The organism is Xanthomonas sp. F1, assembly GCF_014199855.1.
This window is the reverse complement of sequence record NZ_JACHOK010000007.1, coordinates 147,959-162,632: the sequence shown is the minus strand read 5'-3', so window position 1 is coordinate 162,632 and position 14,674 is coordinate 147,959. Positions and strand designations below refer to the sequence as shown.

13 protein-coding genes and 2 pseudogenes are annotated in these 14,674 nt (G+C 70.6%); 5 read left to right on the top strand and 10 right to left on the bottom strand.

Going from position 1 to position 14,674, the window contains the following annotated elements; translation table 11 throughout:
• The first annotated feature begins 7 nt into the window (after nucleotides 1-7).
• The gene (gene pcaC / locus GGR71_RS15665) at nucleotides 8-400 is read left to right on the top strand and encodes a 4-carboxymuconolactone decarboxylase (protein ID WP_160961222.1); all 393 of its coding nucleotides are present in this window, start codon (nucleotides 8-10) and stop codon (nucleotides 398-400) included.
• Nucleotides 401-413: 13 nt separating this feature from the next.
• Here the strand turns inward: pcaC and GGR71_RS15660 are convergent, their stop codons facing one another.
• Nucleotides 414-860 carry a winged helix-turn-helix transcriptional regulator gene (locus GGR71_RS15660; protein WP_160961219.1) on the bottom strand — a complete coding sequence of 149 codons (447 nt, stop codon included), beginning with the start codon at nucleotides 858-860 and terminating at the stop codon, nucleotides 414-416.
• Between the two features lie 105 nt (nucleotides 861-965).
• Here GGR71_RS15660 and GGR71_RS15655 point away from each other — a divergent pair, with 105 nt between their 5' ends.
• Nucleotides 966-2,270: an MFS transporter gene (locus tag GGR71_RS15655; RefSeq protein ID WP_456362631.1), complete on the top strand. Its 1,305-nt coding sequence runs from the start codon at nucleotides 966-968 to the stop codon at nucleotides 2,268-2,270.
• Here the strand turns inward: GGR71_RS15655 and GGR71_RS15650 are convergent.
• The 3 genes from GGR71_RS15650 to GGR71_RS15640 form a co-directional block, all read right to left on the bottom strand.
• The gene (locus GGR71_RS15650) at nucleotides 2,164-3,033 is read right to left on the bottom strand and encodes an IclR family transcriptional regulator domain-containing protein (protein ID WP_160961214.1); all 870 of its coding nucleotides are present in this window, start codon (nucleotides 3,031-3,033) and stop codon (nucleotides 2,164-2,166) included. The two genes, GGR71_RS15655 and GGR71_RS15650, sit on opposite strands and share 107 nt — an antisense overlap.
• A 339-nt stretch (nucleotides 3,034-3,372) precedes the next feature.
• On the bottom strand, nucleotides 3,373-4,410 hold the full coding sequence (locus GGR71_RS15645; RefSeq protein ID WP_160961211.1) for an NADP-dependent oxidoreductase: 1,038 nt from the start codon (nucleotides 4,408-4,410) through the stop codon (nucleotides 3,373-3,375).
• Nucleotides 4,407-5,366, bottom strand: a complete 960-nt coding sequence (locus GGR71_RS15640; protein ID WP_160961209.1) for an aldo/keto reductase — start codon at nucleotides 5,364-5,366, stop codon at nucleotides 4,407-4,409. The genes GGR71_RS15645 and GGR71_RS15640 overlap by 4 nt, the downstream gene beginning before the upstream one ends.
• Nucleotides 5,367-5,539: 173 nt before the next feature.
• On the opposite strand from GGR71_RS15640, the gene GGR71_RS15635 reads away from it, so the two are divergent.
• Together GGR71_RS15635 and GGR71_RS15630 are read left to right on the top strand one after the other, a co-directional pair.
• On the top strand, nucleotides 5,540-6,397 hold the full coding sequence (locus GGR71_RS15635; RefSeq protein ID WP_160961206.1) for a class I SAM-dependent methyltransferase: 858 nt from the start codon (nucleotides 5,540-5,542) through the stop codon (nucleotides 6,395-6,397).
• An 84-nt stretch (nucleotides 6,398-6,481) separates the two neighbouring features.
• Nucleotides 6,482-7,018: a pseudouridine synthase gene (locus GGR71_RS15630; protein WP_160961410.1), complete on the top strand. Its 537-nt coding sequence runs from the start codon at nucleotides 6,482-6,484 to the stop codon at nucleotides 7,016-7,018.
• 160 nt (nucleotides 7,019-7,178) lie between these two features.
• Here the strand turns inward: GGR71_RS15630 and GGR71_RS15625 are convergent, their stop codons facing one another.
• The 3 genes and pseudogenes from GGR71_RS15625 to GGR71_RS15615 all read right to left on the bottom strand — a co-directional run.
• Nucleotides 7,179-7,589, bottom strand: a complete 411-nt coding sequence (locus GGR71_RS15625) for a hypothetical protein (protein WP_160961203.1) — start codon at nucleotides 7,587-7,589, stop codon at nucleotides 7,179-7,181.
• A 362-nt stretch (nucleotides 7,590-7,951) separates the two neighbouring features.
• Nucleotides 7,952-9,730: pseudogene (hrpB, locus tag GGR71_RS15620) on the bottom strand (ATP-dependent helicase HrpB); the annotation flags it as partial.
• 141 nt (nucleotides 9,731-9,871) lie between these two features.
• Nucleotides 9,872-10,582: pseudogene (locus tag GGR71_RS15615) on the bottom strand (DEAD/DEAH box helicase); the annotation flags it as partial.
• A gap of 96 nt (nucleotides 10,583-10,678) precedes the next feature.
• Between GGR71_RS15615 and GGR71_RS15610 the strand changes: the two are divergent.
• Nucleotides 10,679-11,476, top strand: a complete 798-nt coding sequence (locus tag GGR71_RS15610) for a TatD family hydrolase (protein ID WP_160961200.1) — start codon at nucleotides 10,679-10,681, stop codon at nucleotides 11,474-11,476.
• Nucleotides 11,477-11,819: 343 nt separating this feature from the next.
• On the opposite strand, the gene GGR71_RS15605 is transcribed toward GGR71_RS15610, so the two are convergent.
• The 3 genes from GGR71_RS15605 to GGR71_RS15595 form a co-directional block, all read right to left on the bottom strand.
• The gene (locus GGR71_RS15605; protein ID WP_160961197.1) at nucleotides 11,820-12,323 is read right to left on the bottom strand and encodes a hypothetical protein; all 504 of its coding nucleotides are present in this window, start codon (nucleotides 12,321-12,323) and stop codon (nucleotides 11,820-11,822) included.
• A gap of 174 nt (nucleotides 12,324-12,497) precedes the next feature.
• Entirely contained in the window at nucleotides 12,498-13,442 is a 945-nt protein-coding gene (gene panE, locus GGR71_RS15600) for a 2-dehydropantoate 2-reductase (protein ID WP_160961195.1), read from the bottom strand.
• 164 nt (nucleotides 13,443-13,606) lie between these two features.
• Nucleotides 13,607-14,638 (bottom strand): OmpA family protein, encoded by a 1,032-nt coding sequence (locus GGR71_RS15595; protein ID WP_343160835.1) that lies wholly within the window; start codon nucleotides 14,636-14,638, stop codon nucleotides 13,607-13,609.
• Nucleotides 14,639-14,674 lie beyond the last annotated feature (36 nt).

The window sequence follows — 14,674 nt, the reverse complement described above, 5'->3', positions numbered from 1 at the left end:
TGCCCCGATGCACGAGAACGAACGCTACGCCGCCGGCCTGCAGGTGCGCCGCGCGGTGCTCGGCGACGCCCACGTCGACCGCTCGCTGGCTGCGCGCACGCCCTTCACCGAGGAGTTCCAGGAGTTCATCACCCGCACCGCCTGGGGCACGGTGTGGACCCGCGAGGGCTTGCCGCGGCACACGCGCTCACTGCTGACCCTGGCGATGATGGTCGCGCGCGGCCACGACGAGGAGTTCAAGCTGCACGTGCGCGCCGCGCGCAACAACGGCGTCAGCGCCGACGAGATCAAGGAAGTGCTGCTGCAGGCGGCGATCTATTGCGGCGTGCCGGCGGCCAACCATGCCTTCGCCCTGGCCGCGCCGATCCTGGCCGAGCAGGCCGCCGAGGGCGCTGCGTAGGCGCACCGCGCGTTCAGCGCACCTTGCGCACTTCGGTGCTGGCCGGGCTCAGCCGCGTGCCGTCGGCGGCGCGCGGCTGCATGCGCGCGACCGGCTTGCCGCTGCGCGTGTCGATCAGCACCGAATGGCGCTCGCCGTGGTCGAACAGATGCCGTTCGCCCCATTGCCGCAGCGCCAGCACCACCGCGAACAGGTCCTCGCCCTTGGCGCTCAGCGCGTACTCGCGGTAGGCGCTGCCGTCGGACGCATCGCGCGTCTCCAGGATGCCGGCCTCGACCAGCTTGCGCAGCCGGTCGGCCAGGATGTTGCGTGCCATGCCCAGGCTGCGCTGGAAGTCGCCGAAGCGGCGCACACCATCGAACGCGTCACGCACGATCAGCAGCGACCAGCGGTCGCCGATCAGGTCGGCGCTGCGCGCCACCGGGCAGGGCGAAGCGGGTAGGGCGGGGCGGGACGGCATCGGCGTTCCTGGAAGGCGCTCGGCGACAGTGGTTGCATTTTAAAACCTATCGACCTAGCCTGAAACAAGTTTCGTTTTGAAACTAGATAAGGCGAGCCGTCTATCATGCAACCCGTCACCGCTGCGCCCGCCATGCCGCGTCGCCTGCTCTGGCTGTTCGCCGTCGCCAGTGGCCTGAGCGTGGCCAACGTCTATTACGCGCAGCCACTGCTGGATGCACTGGCCGCGGATTTCGGCATCCGCCCGGCGGCGGTGGGCGGCGTGGTCAGCGCCGCCCAGATCGGCTGCGCGCTGGCCCTGCTGTTGCTGGTGCCGCTGGGCGACCTGGTGGAGCGTCGTCGCCTGATGGCGGTGCAGGTGCTTGGGCTGGTCGCGGCGCTGGTCGTGGTGAGCGTGGCGCGGTCGGCGCCAGTGTTGCTGGCCGGCATGCTCGCCGTCGGCATGCTGGGCACGGCGATGACCCAGGGCTTGATCGCCTACGCTGCCAGCGCCGCGGTGCCGCAGGAGCAGGGGCGGGTGGTCGGTGCGGCGCAGGGCGGTGTGTTCATCGGCCTGTTGCTGGCGCGGCTGTTTGCCGGCGGGGTCAGCGAACTGGCCGGCTGGCGCGGCGTCTATGCCGGCGCCGCGGTACTGATGCTGGCGCTCGCGTGGCCGCTGTGGCGCTGGTTGCCGGCGCTGCCGGTGCCGCCGCAGCCGCTGTCCTATCCGCGCCTGATCATGTCCATGCTGACGCTGCTGCGGCAGGAGCCCGTGCTGCAGGTCCGCGGCGTACTGGCGCTGCTGATGTTCGCGGCGTTCAACATCTTCTGGAGCGCGCTGGTGTTGCCGCTGCGCGCGCCGCCCTATGCGTTTTCGCACCTCGCCATCGGCGCTTTCGGCCTGGTCGGCGTGATCGGTGCGTTGGCCGCCGCGCGCGCCGGGCACTGGGCTGACCGCGGCCATGCCCAGCGCACCAGCGCCGCGGCGCTGGTGGTGTTGGTGCTGGCCTGGTGGCCGTTGTCGTGGCTGCCGCAGTCGCTCGCCGCGCTGGTACTGGGAATCGTCCTGCTCGACCTGGCCGGGCAGGCGCTGCACGTCACCAGCCAGAGCATGATCCTGCGACGCCGGCCGCAGGCGCATGGCCGACTGATCGGCCTGTACATGCTGTTCTACGCGGTGGGCAGCGGACTGGGCGCGATCGCGACGACCGCGACCTACGCGCAGGCCGGCTGGGCGGGCGTGTGTCGCCTGGGGGCGGCGGTCAGCTTGCTGGCGTTGCTGTTCTGGTGGGCGACGCGGCGGGTCGGCGCGGCGTCGGTGACGCTCAGTCCAGCACCCGACTCAACTGCTGCGCCGCATGCCGCAGCGCCGGCAGCACCGTGCTCTGCAGGCTGCCCAGGGTCATCCGCGCCACCGAGCTGCCGACGTTGAGCGCGGCGACCACGCGGTCCTGGCGGTTGCGCACCGGAACCGCTACCGAACGCAGGCCGATTTCCAGTTCCTGGTCCACCACCGCATAGCCGTCGCGCTGCACGCGTTCCAGCAGGGCCTGGAACGGCGCACGGTCGGTGACGGTGCGCTCGGTGCGCGGGCGCAGCGGATTGCGTTCCAGGTAGCTGTTCAAGGTGTCGCCCGGTTGCGCCGCCAGCAGCACCCGGCCCATCGAGGTGCAGTAGGCCGGCAGGCGGCTGCCGGCGCGCAGGCCGATCGACATGATCCGCACGGTTTCCGCACGCGCCACGTACAGCAGGTCGTCGCCGTCGAGCACGCCCAGCGAGCAGGACTCGTGCAGGGTGTCGCGCAACGCATCCAGCACCGGTTGCGCCGCGACCGACAGGGCGGCGGTGGACAGGTAGCCGCTACCGATCCCCAGCGCACGCGGCAGCAGCACGTAGCCGCGGCCGTGCGTGCCGGCGTAGCCGAGCTTCTCCAGCGTGTACAGCACGCGCCGCACTGCCGCGCGCGGGATGCCGGTGTCGGCGCTGAGCTGGGCCATGCTGACGTCACGGCTGTGCTGGCCGAAGGCGCTGAGCACGGCCAGGCCGCGCGCCAGCGAGGTCATGAAGTTCGGGTCGCCTTCGCATTCGCCGATGCGCCGCATCAGTTCCGCGGCCAGGCCGCGCTCGGGCGGGGTGGGGGCGGTAGCGGCACGCGCGGTGCGGCGTGCGCGAGGGGGGCGCGGGGACTCGGACATGGAAGCGGCGGCGGCGGCGATGCGTCCGATGGTAGTGGCTGCGCCTGCGGGCGTCGATGCCGCGGCGTGGCGAAGGGCGTCGATCGCTCGGCGCCGTCAAACACGTCTGGGAGGCTTCAGCCGCGACGCGCGAAGGTTGGGATGCGATACGAGTTGGAGGATTCGGCGCGTCGGGACTGAAGTCCCTCCCACAATGCACATCCCGACAATGCCGGTGCTGCACGTGTGGGAGCGGCTTCAGCCGCGACGCACGGGATTGGGGCGCGATGCGAGTAGCAGGACGTGTCAGGTGGGTACCGAAACCCCTTCCACAGACGACCCTGCCTCAGACCCGTCGCCTCAGTCGCCCAGCCGCACCACCAGCTTGCCGAAGTTGCCGCCGCTCAGCATGTCGATGAAGGCCTGCGGTGCGTTCTCCAGCCCGTCCACCACGTGTTCGCGATAGCGCACGCGGCCGTCGGCCAGCCAGGCGCCCATCTCGCGCAGGAACTCCGGATACAGCTTGACGAAGTCGCCGACGATGAAGCCGCGCAGGGTGAGGCGCTGGCGCAGCACCTGGCCCATCAGTGCAGGCAACCGATCCGGCCCCGGCGGCAAGGCGCCGTTGGCGTTGTAGGTGGCGATGGTGCCGCACACCGGCACCCGCGCGAAATCGTTGAGCAGCGGCAGCACCGCATCGAACACGTGACCGCCGACGTTCTCGAAGTACACGTCGATGCCGTCGCTCGCGGCGGCGCGCAGTTGTTCGGCGAAGTCCTTGGCGCGGTGGTCCAGGGCCACGTCCACGCCCAGTTCCTCGCGCAGGTACCGGCATTTCTCCGCGCCTCCGGCGATGGCGATCACCTTCGCCCCACGCAACCTGGCGATCTGCGCCACGGTGGCGCCGACCGGGCCGGTGGCCGCGGCCACCGCGACGGTCTCGCCCGGCTGCGGCTTGCCGATCTCATGCAGGCCGGCGTAGGCGGTGAAGCCGGGCATGCCGTAAACGCCGAGCGCGGTGCTCGGCGGCAGCGGCGAGGTGGGGTCGAGCTTGCGCCGCAGGCTGCTGCCATCGACGACCAGATGGCTCTGCCAGCCGCCGTTCTGCACCAGCACCAGATCGCCCGGCGCATGGTCGGGGGAGTTCGACTGCAGCACCTCGGCGACGGTACTGCCGACCATGGTCTCGCCCAGTTGCACCGGCGGCGCGTAGGAGGGCGCATCGCTCATGCGCCCACGCATGTACGGGTCCAGCGACAGCCAGCGGTTGCGCAGCAGCACCTGCCCCGGCCCGGGCGGCGCCAGCGGCGCCTGTTCGGTGCGGAAGTTGTCGGTGCCCGGCGCGCCCTGCGGGCGCGAGGCGAGCACGATGCGGGTGGTCTGGGTGGGGGCGGTCATGCGGTTTCCTCACTTGCGGTATTCAATTGCGCGATGTCCTCGGCGGAGAGCTGCAGCCGTGCGGCGGCGAGCAGGTCCTGCAGTTGCTCCAGGCTGGTCGCGCTGGCGATCGGCGCGACGATGCCGGGCCGCGCCATCAGCCAGGCCAGCGCCACCTGCGTCGGCGTGGCGGCATGCTTGCCGGCGATGTCGTCCAGCGCGGCAAGGATGCGCAGGCCGCGCGCGTTGAGATAGCGCGCGACCACGCTGGCACCGCGTGCCTGGCTCTTGCCGGCGTCTTCCGCGCGGCGGTACTTGCCGCTGAGGAAGCCGCTGGCGAGTGCGTAGTAGCACAGCACGCCCAGGCCCTGTTCGCGCACCAGCGGTTCCAGTTCGGCCTCGTAGCCGGCGCGGTCGTACAGGTTGTACTCCGGCTGCAGCGTCTCGTAGCGCGGCAGACCGTACTGCGCGGAGACGTTCAGCGCTTCGCGCAGGCGTGCGGCGCTGTAGTTGGAGGCGCCGATCGCGCGCACCTTGCCCTGTTCGATCAGCCGCCCGAACGCCGCCAGCGACGCTTCCAGCGGCACCGAATCGTCGTCCTCGTGCGCCTGGTACAGATCGATGACGTCGGTCTGCAGGCGCTGCAGCGAGTCGTCCGCGGCGGCGGCGATGTTGTCGGCCGACAGGCCCGGGCGTTCGGCCCACTTGCCGACCTTGGTCGCAATCAGCACCTTGTCGCGCTTGCCGCTGCGCTTGAGCCACTGCCCGATCAGCGCTTCCGATTCGCCGCCGTGGTTGCCGGGCACCCAGGCCGAATAGATGTCGGCGGTGTCGATGAGATTGCAGCCGGCCTCGACGAAGGCATCGAGCAGGGCGAAGGAGGTCTTGGCGTCGGCGCTCCAGCCGAACACGTTGCCGCCGAACGCCAGCGGTGCCGCATGCAGGCCGGAACGGCCGAGTTCGCGCGTGTGCAGCATGGAAAACGTTCCACTGTGGGGGAGGCGACAGGATAGTCGTCAGGGGTTGGATGGCCGTCAAATACGCGAGAAAACATCGTTCTGTAGACGTGATTCGCGCTAACGGAAGCGCAACATTCGGCGGTACGGGACCGCGTGCTAGGCTCGCGGCACCTCTCTCGCGGATGCCTGCCATGACGCTTCGAACCTCGCTCGCCTGCGCCTGTACCCTGGCCGTCGCCACCGCGTTGCTCGCCCCGGCGGCGCAGGCGATCAAGCCCGCCGACACCGCCACGCTTCTGGCGCCGGATGCGGCGCTGCAGGCGGCGATCAACGGCAGTTGGCGCGACCGTGCCAACGTCGCCCGCGATGCCTATCGCCATCCCGGCCAGACCCTGGCGTTCTTCGGCATCAAGCCGACCCAGACGGTGATCGAGGTCACCCCGGGCAGCGGCTGGTACTCCGAGATTTTGGCGCCGTACCTGCGTGAGCGTGGCCAGTACATCGCGGCGGTGGTCGATCCGGCGGCGGTGCCGGAAGGGCGCGGCCGCGACTACCAGCAGAAGGCACGCGCCGGCCTGGAGCAGACGTTCGCCGCGGCGCCGGCGCAGTACGACCGCGCGCGCGTCGTGGCGTATGCGCCGAACGCGCCGGTGTTCGGCCCGCCCGGCTCGGCCGACCTGGTGCTGACCTTCCGCAACGTGCACAACTGGCGCATGGCCGGCCAGGCCGAGGGCATGTTCAAGGGCTTCTACCAGGTGCTCAAGCCCGGCGGCGTGCTCGGCGTGGTCGAGCACCGCGCCAAGGCCGACGTGCCGGCCGACGACAAGAGCGGTTATGTCGGCCAGGCGCAGGTGATCGCCATGGCCGAGGCGGCCGGCTTCAAGCTGGCCGGCAAGAGCGAGCTCAACGCCAACCCGCGCGATACCAAGGACTATCCGGGCGGCGTGTGGACGCTGCCGCCGAGCAACCAGCACGACGCCGCCGACGACGCCAAGTACCAGGCGATCGGCGAGAGCGACCGCATGACCCTGAAGTTCGTCAAGCGCTGACCGGCGCGCGGGCGGAGCGGCGCGAGCGCATGGGACAATGCCTGCGCCGCGCCGTGCGGCGCAGGTGTGCTGCCGTTCCCGCCGATGCTGATCGCCTTCAACAAGCCCTTCAACGTGCTGTGCCAGTTCACCGACCGCAGCACGCCGCCGCGGCGCACCCTGGCCGAGTTCGGCCTGCCGGCCGACGTGTACGCGGCCGGACGCCTGGATTACGACAGCGAGGGCCTGCTGCTGCTGACCGACGACGGCGCGCTGGCGCACCGGCTCACCGATCCGCGGCACAAGCAGCCCAAGACCTATTGGGTGCAGGTGGAAGGCGCACCGCAACCGGAGCAGTTGCAGCGCCTGCGCGACGGCGTGCTGTTGAACGACGGCCCGACCGCACGGGCAGAGGTGACGTTGCTGGACGTGGCGCCATCGCTGTGGCCGCGCGATCCGCCGGTGCGCTTCCGCAAGAGCGTGCCCGATGCATGGTTGCAGGTGGTGTTGCGCGAAGGCCGCAACCGCCAGGTGCGGCGGATGACCGCCGCGGTCGGATTGCCGACCCTGCGCCTGGTGCGTGCGGCGATGGGCGCGCACCGGCTGGACGGGTTGGCGCCGGGCGCGTGGCGCGCGCTGTAGTGCGTGAGGCGCCGATCCATGCGTAGGAGCGGCTTCAGCCGCGACCGAGGCGTTACCGATGCTCTCTGGTCGCGGCGAACCCATAAAAAAAAAGCGACCGGGATGTCTCCCGGTCGCTGCGTTTCATGCTGCGGCTGCCGTCAGCGGCAGTGCGCAAATCTCACTCTTCGGTGGCGTCCTGCGCTGCGGCATTGCGGCGCGTGCCACGCGTGCTGGCAGCACTGCGGCGCGCGCCGACGTTGCCGCGCTTGTTGGCGGCTTCGATGCGCTGCGCGTTGCCTTCGATCGGCGCGCCCTTGTCGCGCTGGCGCTTGCGGTAGATGGCGTAGCCGAGCAGGCCGACACCCACCGCAGCGGCGGCGATGGCCACGGCCGGATTGCGACGCACCGCGGTGCGCGCGACCTTGCTGCCGGTCTTCACCGCACCCAGCGCGGCGCCCGCCTTGAGCGCGCCCACCGCCTTGCCCGACTGCAACCACTTGTTCGCCTGCGGGCCGAAGTGCTTGAGGCTGTCGCCGGCGTGGCTGGCGAGATCCAGGGCGCGATCGGTGATGATGGTCAACTTGCTCATGGGCGTCCCCTACTGGCAGGAATGAAGGGCTGCAGTGTCGCCCGCCTACCGTATACGGGGCGTTAGCGCAGCGCCGCGGATTCGTCTGCCGGCTGAATGCGGGGCGTGTGCCTGGGCGCGTCATCCCCCCTGAATCCACCGGGTGCGCCTTCCGCGCGCGCCGCCGGTCGTGCGTGGCACAGCACCCGACTGGCTGCCGGGTGGAGCCGCGTGGTGCCGGCCGTGTGCCTGCCGGGCCCGCAAGGTGGCACGCGCCCATGGCCACGGCGTCGCTCTGCCTGCGCTGGCGTCCGTGTCCTCCCCGCCTCGTTGGCGCAAACCCGCGCAATCACGGACCAGCATGCCAGGCGATCGATGACGGCCTAGGTACCGCGCGGCTTGGCGCGGTGGCTGGCGGTGGCGGTCCAGGGATCGTCCGGCCAGGGGTGGCGCGGGTAGCGGCCCTTCATTTCCTTCTTCACTTCGGGATAGGTGTTCGACCAGAAATTGCGCAGGTCCTGGGTGACCTGCAGCGGTCGCCCGCCGGGCGAGAGCAGGTGCAGCAGCAACGGCACGCGGCCGTCGGCGATGCGGGGGGTGTCGGCCAGGCCGAACAGTTCCTGCAGCTTGACCGCCAGCACCGGCGGCTGCGGCTGGCCGGTGTGGTCCAGGCTGTAGTCGACGCGCCGCTCCATGCCCGAGGGCACCGCGATGCGCACCGGTGCGTGGCGGTCGATGGCCTGGCGGCGGTCCCACGGCAGCCGCGCCTTCAGCGCCTCGCCCAGCTCGTCCTCGCTCAGCGCATCGAGCCGGGTCTTGCCGGCGAAGGCCGGGCGCAGCCAGTCGTCGAGGCTGTCCAGCAGCGCGGCATCGCCCAGGTCCGGCAGGTCCAGTTCCGGCATCCACTGGCGCAGTCCCGCCACCCGCGCGCGCCATTGCGACAGGCCCTCGCTCCAGGGCAACGCCTGCACTCCCAGTTCGCGTACCGCCTCGGTCAGTGCCGCGGCCGCCTGCGCCGGCGCCACCCGGCCGGCGGGGCGGCTGTCGAGCACGATGCGATCGAAGCGGGTCTCGCGCAGCGCGCTCAGCGCGCGCCGTTCCGGGTCCCAGCGCACCACGTCTTCCTGCGCGAAGCGCTGCGGGAACTGCGCGCGCAGGTAGGTCTCGTCCACCGGCGCGGCGCGCAGCAGCAGTGCGTCCTTGGCCTCGTGGCGCAGTTCGGTGGCGACCAGCCAGGGCTCGCCACGCAGGTCGCTGTGCTCGAACAGGCGCACGCTGCGGCCGTTCGCCAACTGGTAGCGCAGCGGATCGCTGGGATGGCGGGTGCCGATGCGGTCGGGGAAGGCGTGGGCGAGCAGATCGCCGAGTTCGTGCGCCTCCACGCTGTCCGGCGCTGCGGCGTCGCTGCGCAGGCGCCGCCGCCACTGTTTGGCCGCCGCATCGATCGCGGCCAGCGCGCCGCGGTTGGCCTCCTGCGGTACCCGGCCGCGGCGGAATGCGGCCAGTGCGCGCCAGCGCGCGGCCAGCGCATCGCCGCCCTGGCGCAGCGGATCGCGCGCCTCGATCAGCGCGGCGAGGTCGCAGGCCAGTGCCTGCGCGCGCGCATCGCCGGCGGCCAGCAACATCGCCGCCAGCCGCGGATGCGTGCCCAGCGCGAGCATGCGCCGGCCGCTGGCGGTGAGGGTGCAGTTCGCGCCGAGCGCGCCCAGTCGCTGCAGCAGTTCGCGGGCAGCGGCCAGCGCGCCGGCCGGCGGTGGATCGACGAAGCGCAGCCCATCGCTGCCCCAGGCCGCCAGTTCCAGCGCCAGCCCGGCCAGCTCCACCTGCAGGATCTCGGCGCGGCGCTGCGCCTCCAGGCGTTGCGACTGCGGCCACAGCCGATAGGCCCAACCACTGGCGACACGGCCGGCGCGGCCGGCGCGTTGGTCGGCAGATGCCTGGGCGATGGCGGTGACGTCCAGCCGCGAGAAGCCACTGTTGGGGTCGTAGTGCGGCTCGCGTGCCAGCCCGGCATCGATCACCACCCGCACCCCGGGCAGCGTCACCGAGGACTCGGCGACGTTGGTCGCCAGCACCACGCGCCGCCGCCCGTGCGGATCGGGCTGCAGCACTTTGCTCTGCTGCTCCACCGGCAACTCGCCATGCAGCGGCAGGACCTCGACGCCTCCTCCTTCTCCCCCCGGGAGAAGGTGGCGCGCAGCGCCGGATGAGGGTGCGCCAGAGGCGGTGCCAACTGGAGAAGTGCCCGAGCCTGTGCCTGTGGAAGACACGCCCGAACCCGTACCCGATCCACCCCCAACTCCCGCCGCCTCCAGCGCCGCCTGCACCCGCCCGATCTCGCGCTGTCCGGGCAGGAACACCAGTACGTCGCCCGGATGCTGCTGCAGCGCGTGTTCGACCGCGCGCCGTGCCTGCGCTTCCAGCGACTCCTCGCGCCGCGCCGGGAAGTGCGCGATCTCCACCGGGAAGCTGCGCCCGGCGCTGGACAGCCGCGGCGCGTCGAGAAACTGTGCCAGGCGCTCGCCGTCCAGCGTGGCCGACATCACCACGATGCGCAGGTCCTCGCGCACCTGCGCCTGCACGTCCAGGGCCAGCGCCAGGCCCAGGTCCGCGGCCAGGTGGCGCTCGTGGAACTCGTCGAACAGCAGCGCGCCGACGCCGTCGAGCATCGGGTCGTCCTGCAGCATGCGGGTCAGGATACCTTCGGTGACCACTTCGATGCGGGTGCGCGCGGACATCTTGTTCTCGAAGCGGATGCGGTAGCCCACGGTCTCGCCCGGTGCTTCGCCGCGCTGCCGGGCCATGAAGGTGGCGGCGCTGCGCGCGGCGACCCGGCGCGGCTCCAGCATCACGATGCGCCGTCCCTGCAGCCAGGGTGCGTCGAGCAGCGCCGGCGGCACCTGGGTGGTCTTGCCGGCGCCGGGCGGGGCTTCCAGCACCAGGCGCGGATGGGCGGCGAGGCTGTCGCGGAGTTGCGGCAGCAGCGGGTCGATCGGAAACACGGCGGACGTCATCGCGCAAGGATACGGGGCCGCCGCGCCGCTGTAGAGCGGCGGTGGGCGCACGGCCCGTACAATCAGCCGCTTCCCGGCAGATTCCCGCGCAACCGCATGACCCTGATCGACATCGGCGCCAATCTCACCCACGAGTCCTTCGATCGCGACCGCGACGCGGTACTGGAGCGCGCCCGCGCTGCCGGCGTCGCGCAACTGGTGGTCACCGGCGCCAGCCGCGAGCACTCGCCATTGGCGCTGCAACTGGCACAGCAGCACCCGGGGCTGCTGTACGCCACCGCCGGCGTGCATCCGCACCATGCCGTGGAGTACACCGCCGAATGCGACGCCGAATTGCGCGCGCTGCAGGCGCATGCCGAAGTGGTGGCGGTGGGCGAGTGCGGCCTGGACTACTTCCGCGACTTCTCGCCGCGACCGGCGCAGCACCGCGCCTTCGAGCGGCAACTGCAACTAGCGGTGGACACCGGCAAGCCGCTGTTCCTGCACCAACGCGACGCCCATCTCGACTTCATGGCGCTGATGCGTCAGTTCGACGGCAAGCTCGGCCCGGCGGTCGTGCACTGCTTCACCGGCAGTCGCGAAGAACTGTTCGACTATCTGGACCGCGACTGGTACATCGGCATCACCGGCTGGTTGTGCGACGAACGCCGCGGCGCGCACCTGCGTGAGCTGGTGAAGCATATTCCCGCCGAGCGGTTGATGATCGAGACCGATGCGCCGTACCTGCTGCCGCGTACGCTCAAGCCGACGCCGAAGGACCGCCGCAACGAGCCGGCATTTCTTGCGCACATCGTCGAGGAGCTGGCGCGCGACCGTGGCGAGGACGTGGCGACGGTCGCCGCCGCCAGCACCGCTGCCGCGCGGACATTCTTCCGCTTGCCGATACCGGCCTGAGAACGCCGATGCGGCGGGTTTCGTGATTGGTGACTCGTGAGTGGGGATTGGGAATTCGTAGAAGCGCGCTTGGCTGTATGCGTCTTTTGTAGGAGCGGCTTCAGCCGCGACCGGTCACCCGGGCGCGGCTGATGGCCCGGCGACCATGCCGATCCTTTGCGCGACCCTGCTGGCCGATGCGCCGTTGGAGATCCTGGACGGAGTGGGTCGGCATTTTCTTGTGGGAGGGACTTCAGTCCCGACGCATGACGGTGTCAGTCGGCGTTTGGCTTCATTCGTCGCGGCTGAAGCCGCTCCTACGTGGGTAACGTGAGCAGCCCTGCCCGGGTGGCGCCCTCCCGCCTCAATCGACCTGCGCATCCTCGCGCTTGGCCTCGGCCATGGCCTCCGGTTCCAGCTCCTCGGCGCTGCGGTTGAGCTTGACGAACACGCCCCAGGCGATCAGCAGCATCGCTGCGCACAGGCCGACCGCGGCGGCGTAGGGCAGCTTGGCCGGGTCGTCGTGCATCAGTTCGAAGATCGACACCAGGGTCTCGATCGCCAGGGCAATGACGATGACCACGAAGAACCGCGACAGGTAGCGGCGCACGCGGGTCGGTCCGCTGACCTTGACGTCGCGCTGCACCTCTTCTTCATAGATGGTCTGGCCCAGTTCCAGGGTCACCAGCGCCACGGTGAGCAGCCCGATCGCTTCCAGCACCACGTTGAAGCGGTCGCGCACCACCAGTTCGCCACCCGGCGTCAGGCCGTGCCACAGCTCCAGCACCGCCATGCAGACCAGCCCGGCTGCGCACAGCAGGAACAGCACGATGATGAGGAAATGCCCGCCGCGGAACAGTTTTTCCATGCGCGTGTCCGTCGCTGCCCCCTGTGTGGTGGGCGAGCATAGGCGCCAGGCGCGTCAGCGGCGCGCGAAGATGCGCAGGCGCTTGGGGCAGGGAGGCACCAATGTCTGTGGCGCGTACCGGTCCTTGGCAGGTGCGCGGGAAGGGAGCGCACCGCGCCGCCGGTGCGGCAGGTATTAGCGCGCGGGCAGACCGGCCTGGTACGCCTGCAGGTGGCAGTACGCGGCCATCAGCAGCGGCGCGGCGTGCCCGGCGGTACGGGCGCGGGCGAGCATGTCGCCGACGATCTGCTGCGCTTCCACCTGCTGCCCGGCTTCCAGGTCGCGCAGCATCGACGCCTTCATCGGCGAGCCGGGCTGGGTCAGCAATTGCAGCGCGCTTGCTTGCGCGGCCTCGGGCACCGGCTCGCCGGCAGCCGCGGCCACCGCCGTGCATTCGGCATACAGGCCGCGCACCAGCGCCACGCCATCGTCGCTGGCGACGATGCGCCCGATCGGCGCACGCATCAGGCAGGTGCCCGCCGCCAGGGCGGTGAGGAAGGTGTACTTGATCCATTGCTCCTGCGCGATCCGCGGCGCGGCCAGATGATCCACCTCGGCCTGCGTGCACGCGTCGGCCAGGGCGCGCACGCGTGCGCTGTCGGCGCCGCGCCCGTCGCGCTCGCCGAAGGTCAGCGAGGCCGGCTTGGCCAGGTGCTGGATCGCGCCATCGGCGTCGAGCACGGCGCTGATGAAGCACAGCCCGCCGATCACCCGTTCCGCACCGAAGCGCGCATCCAGTGCCCGGTAGTGGCGCAGGCCGTTGAGGATCGGCAACACGCCGGTGCCGTCGTGCACCGCTGGCGCCACTGCCTCCAGCGCGCTGTCCAGGTCGTAGGCCTTGCAGCTCAGCAGCACCAGATCGAACGGCCGCGCCTGTGCCGCGCCGGGCAGCGTTTCGGCGGTGAGCGTGCTCACCACGATTGCGGCATCGCCGCGTGGACTACGAATACGCAGGCCATCGCGTTGCAGGCGCGCGGCACGCGCCGGTCGCACCAGAAAGCTGACATCGACGCCGGCCTGCGCCAGGCGTCCGCCGAAGTAACCGCCGGTCGCGCCGGCACCGAGAATCAGGATACGCATGAGACGTGGCTAATCATGGGGGAGAACGCGTCCGACGCTGGGACGCAGGCCGGCAACACGAGCGTGCGTGAGGCGGTGCGACGCAACCGGCGATGCCGTTGCGCCGCACCACCGGAGCCTGCATGCAGCGGGGCGCGGCCGCACGCAGCCGCGCCCCGTGCGGCTCAGCTCTTCTTCACCAATTCGACGCGGCGGTTCTGCGACTTGCCTTGCTCGGTCGCATTGTCCGCCACCGGGTCGGCATCGCCGAAGCCGGCCGCGCTCAGCCGCGCCGTATCGATGCCCTGCGCGACCAGTGCGGCGACCACCGCCTTGGCCCGTCCTTCCGACAGTGTCTTGTTGTGCGCGGCATCGCCGGTGCCGTCGGTGTAGCCGTTGACGGCCAGCTTCAACGCAGCATCCTGCTTGAGCAGCTGCACGACCTGGGCGATCTGCGGCTGCGAGTCGGGCAGGATGTCGGTCTTGTCGGTGGCGAAGTTGACGTGCAGCGCCACCTTGCCGGTCTTGTCGATCTGCGTCTTCAGTTCGCTGGCCGGCAGCAGGCTGGCGGTGACCTGCAGCGGCTTGGTCTCGGCGATCAGCAGGCCGCCGCCGAACTGGTAGCTGCACAGGTGGATCCAGATATCGCGATCGGCGCGGTGCACCACGAACACCTGTGCCGGGTTGTTCCAGACATCGCCCAGGCCGCTGTTGTACTTGGTGGCGACATCGCGCGGCCATTCCTTGATCTTCTGCGTGGCCGCCTCGGGAATCCGACCGTCGAAGATTTTCTTGCCGCCGAGCGCGGTGACCACCGCCTCGATGTTGCGTGACAGTTCCAGGTCGGAGAAGGTCTTGCCCTGCGCTGCGTCGATGTGCGCCGACCAGATCTTGCCCTCGACCGGCTGGAGGCGATCGCCGGTCCAGAACGGCACCTGGTCGAAGTCGGCGACGTCCGCCGTGCTGCCGGTGACATAGCCGGTGGGCAGTGCGATGTAGGGAAAGTCTCCCAGCGGGACGTCGGACACCGGCAGGCTGGCCGGGTCGAACGCCGTACTGGCGGAGGACTGCGGCGCGGGAGCCTCCTGCGCGCCGCTGGCGGTCGCCGCGGGGGCCGTCGCCTGATCGTCGGGATGCGCGGGCTGCTCATGCTTCTTGCAGGCGCTCAGACTTGCGATGACGGCCAGGGCCAACGTCGCCGCTACTGCTCTTTTCACAGAGATACTCCTTGTCGGGGGACGAACCAAACTAGT

Bases quoted from the DNA above. Each gene is read 5' to 3' on its own strand.
- pcaC (WP_160961222.1), top strand. From the start codon at position 8: ATGCACGAGAACGAACGCTACGCCGCCGGCCTGCAGGTGCGCCGCGCG.
- GGR71_RS15660 (WP_160961219.1), bottom strand. From the start codon at position 860: ATGCCGTCCCGCCCCGCCCTACCCGCTTCGCCCTGCCCGGTGGCGCGC.
- GGR71_RS15655 (WP_456362631.1), top strand. From the start codon at position 966: ATGCAACCCGTCACCGCTGCGCCCGCCATGCCGCGTCGCCTGCTCTGG.
- GGR71_RS15650 (WP_160961214.1), bottom strand. From the start codon at position 3,033: ATGTCCGAGTCCCCGCGCCCCCCTCGCGCACGCCGCACCGCGCGTGCC.
- GGR71_RS15645 (WP_160961211.1), bottom strand. From the start codon at position 4,410: ATGACCGCCCCCACCCAGACCACCCGCATCGTGCTCGCCTCGCGCCCG.
- GGR71_RS15640 (WP_160961209.1), bottom strand. From the start codon at position 5,366: ATGCTGCACACGCGCGAACTCGGCCGTTCCGGCCTGCATGCGGCACCG.
- GGR71_RS15635 (WP_160961206.1), top strand. From the start codon at position 5,540: ATGACGCTTCGAACCTCGCTCGCCTGCGCCTGTACCCTGGCCGTCGCC.
- GGR71_RS15630 (WP_160961410.1), top strand. From the start codon at position 6,482: ATGCTGATCGCCTTCAACAAGCCCTTCAACGTGCTGTGCCAGTTCACC.
- GGR71_RS15625 (WP_160961203.1), bottom strand. From the start codon at position 7,589: ATGAGCAAGTTGACCATCATCACCGATCGCGCCCTGGATCTCGCCAGC.
- GGR71_RS15610 (WP_160961200.1), top strand. From the start codon at position 10,679: ATGACCCTGATCGACATCGGCGCCAATCTCACCCACGAGTCCTTCGAT.
- GGR71_RS15605 (WP_160961197.1), bottom strand. From the start codon at position 12,323: ATGGAAAAACTGTTCCGCGGCGGGCATTTCCTCATCATCGTGCTGTTC.
- panE (WP_160961195.1), bottom strand. From the start codon at position 13,442: ATGCGTATCCTGATTCTCGGTGCCGGCGCGACCGGCGGTTACTTCGGC.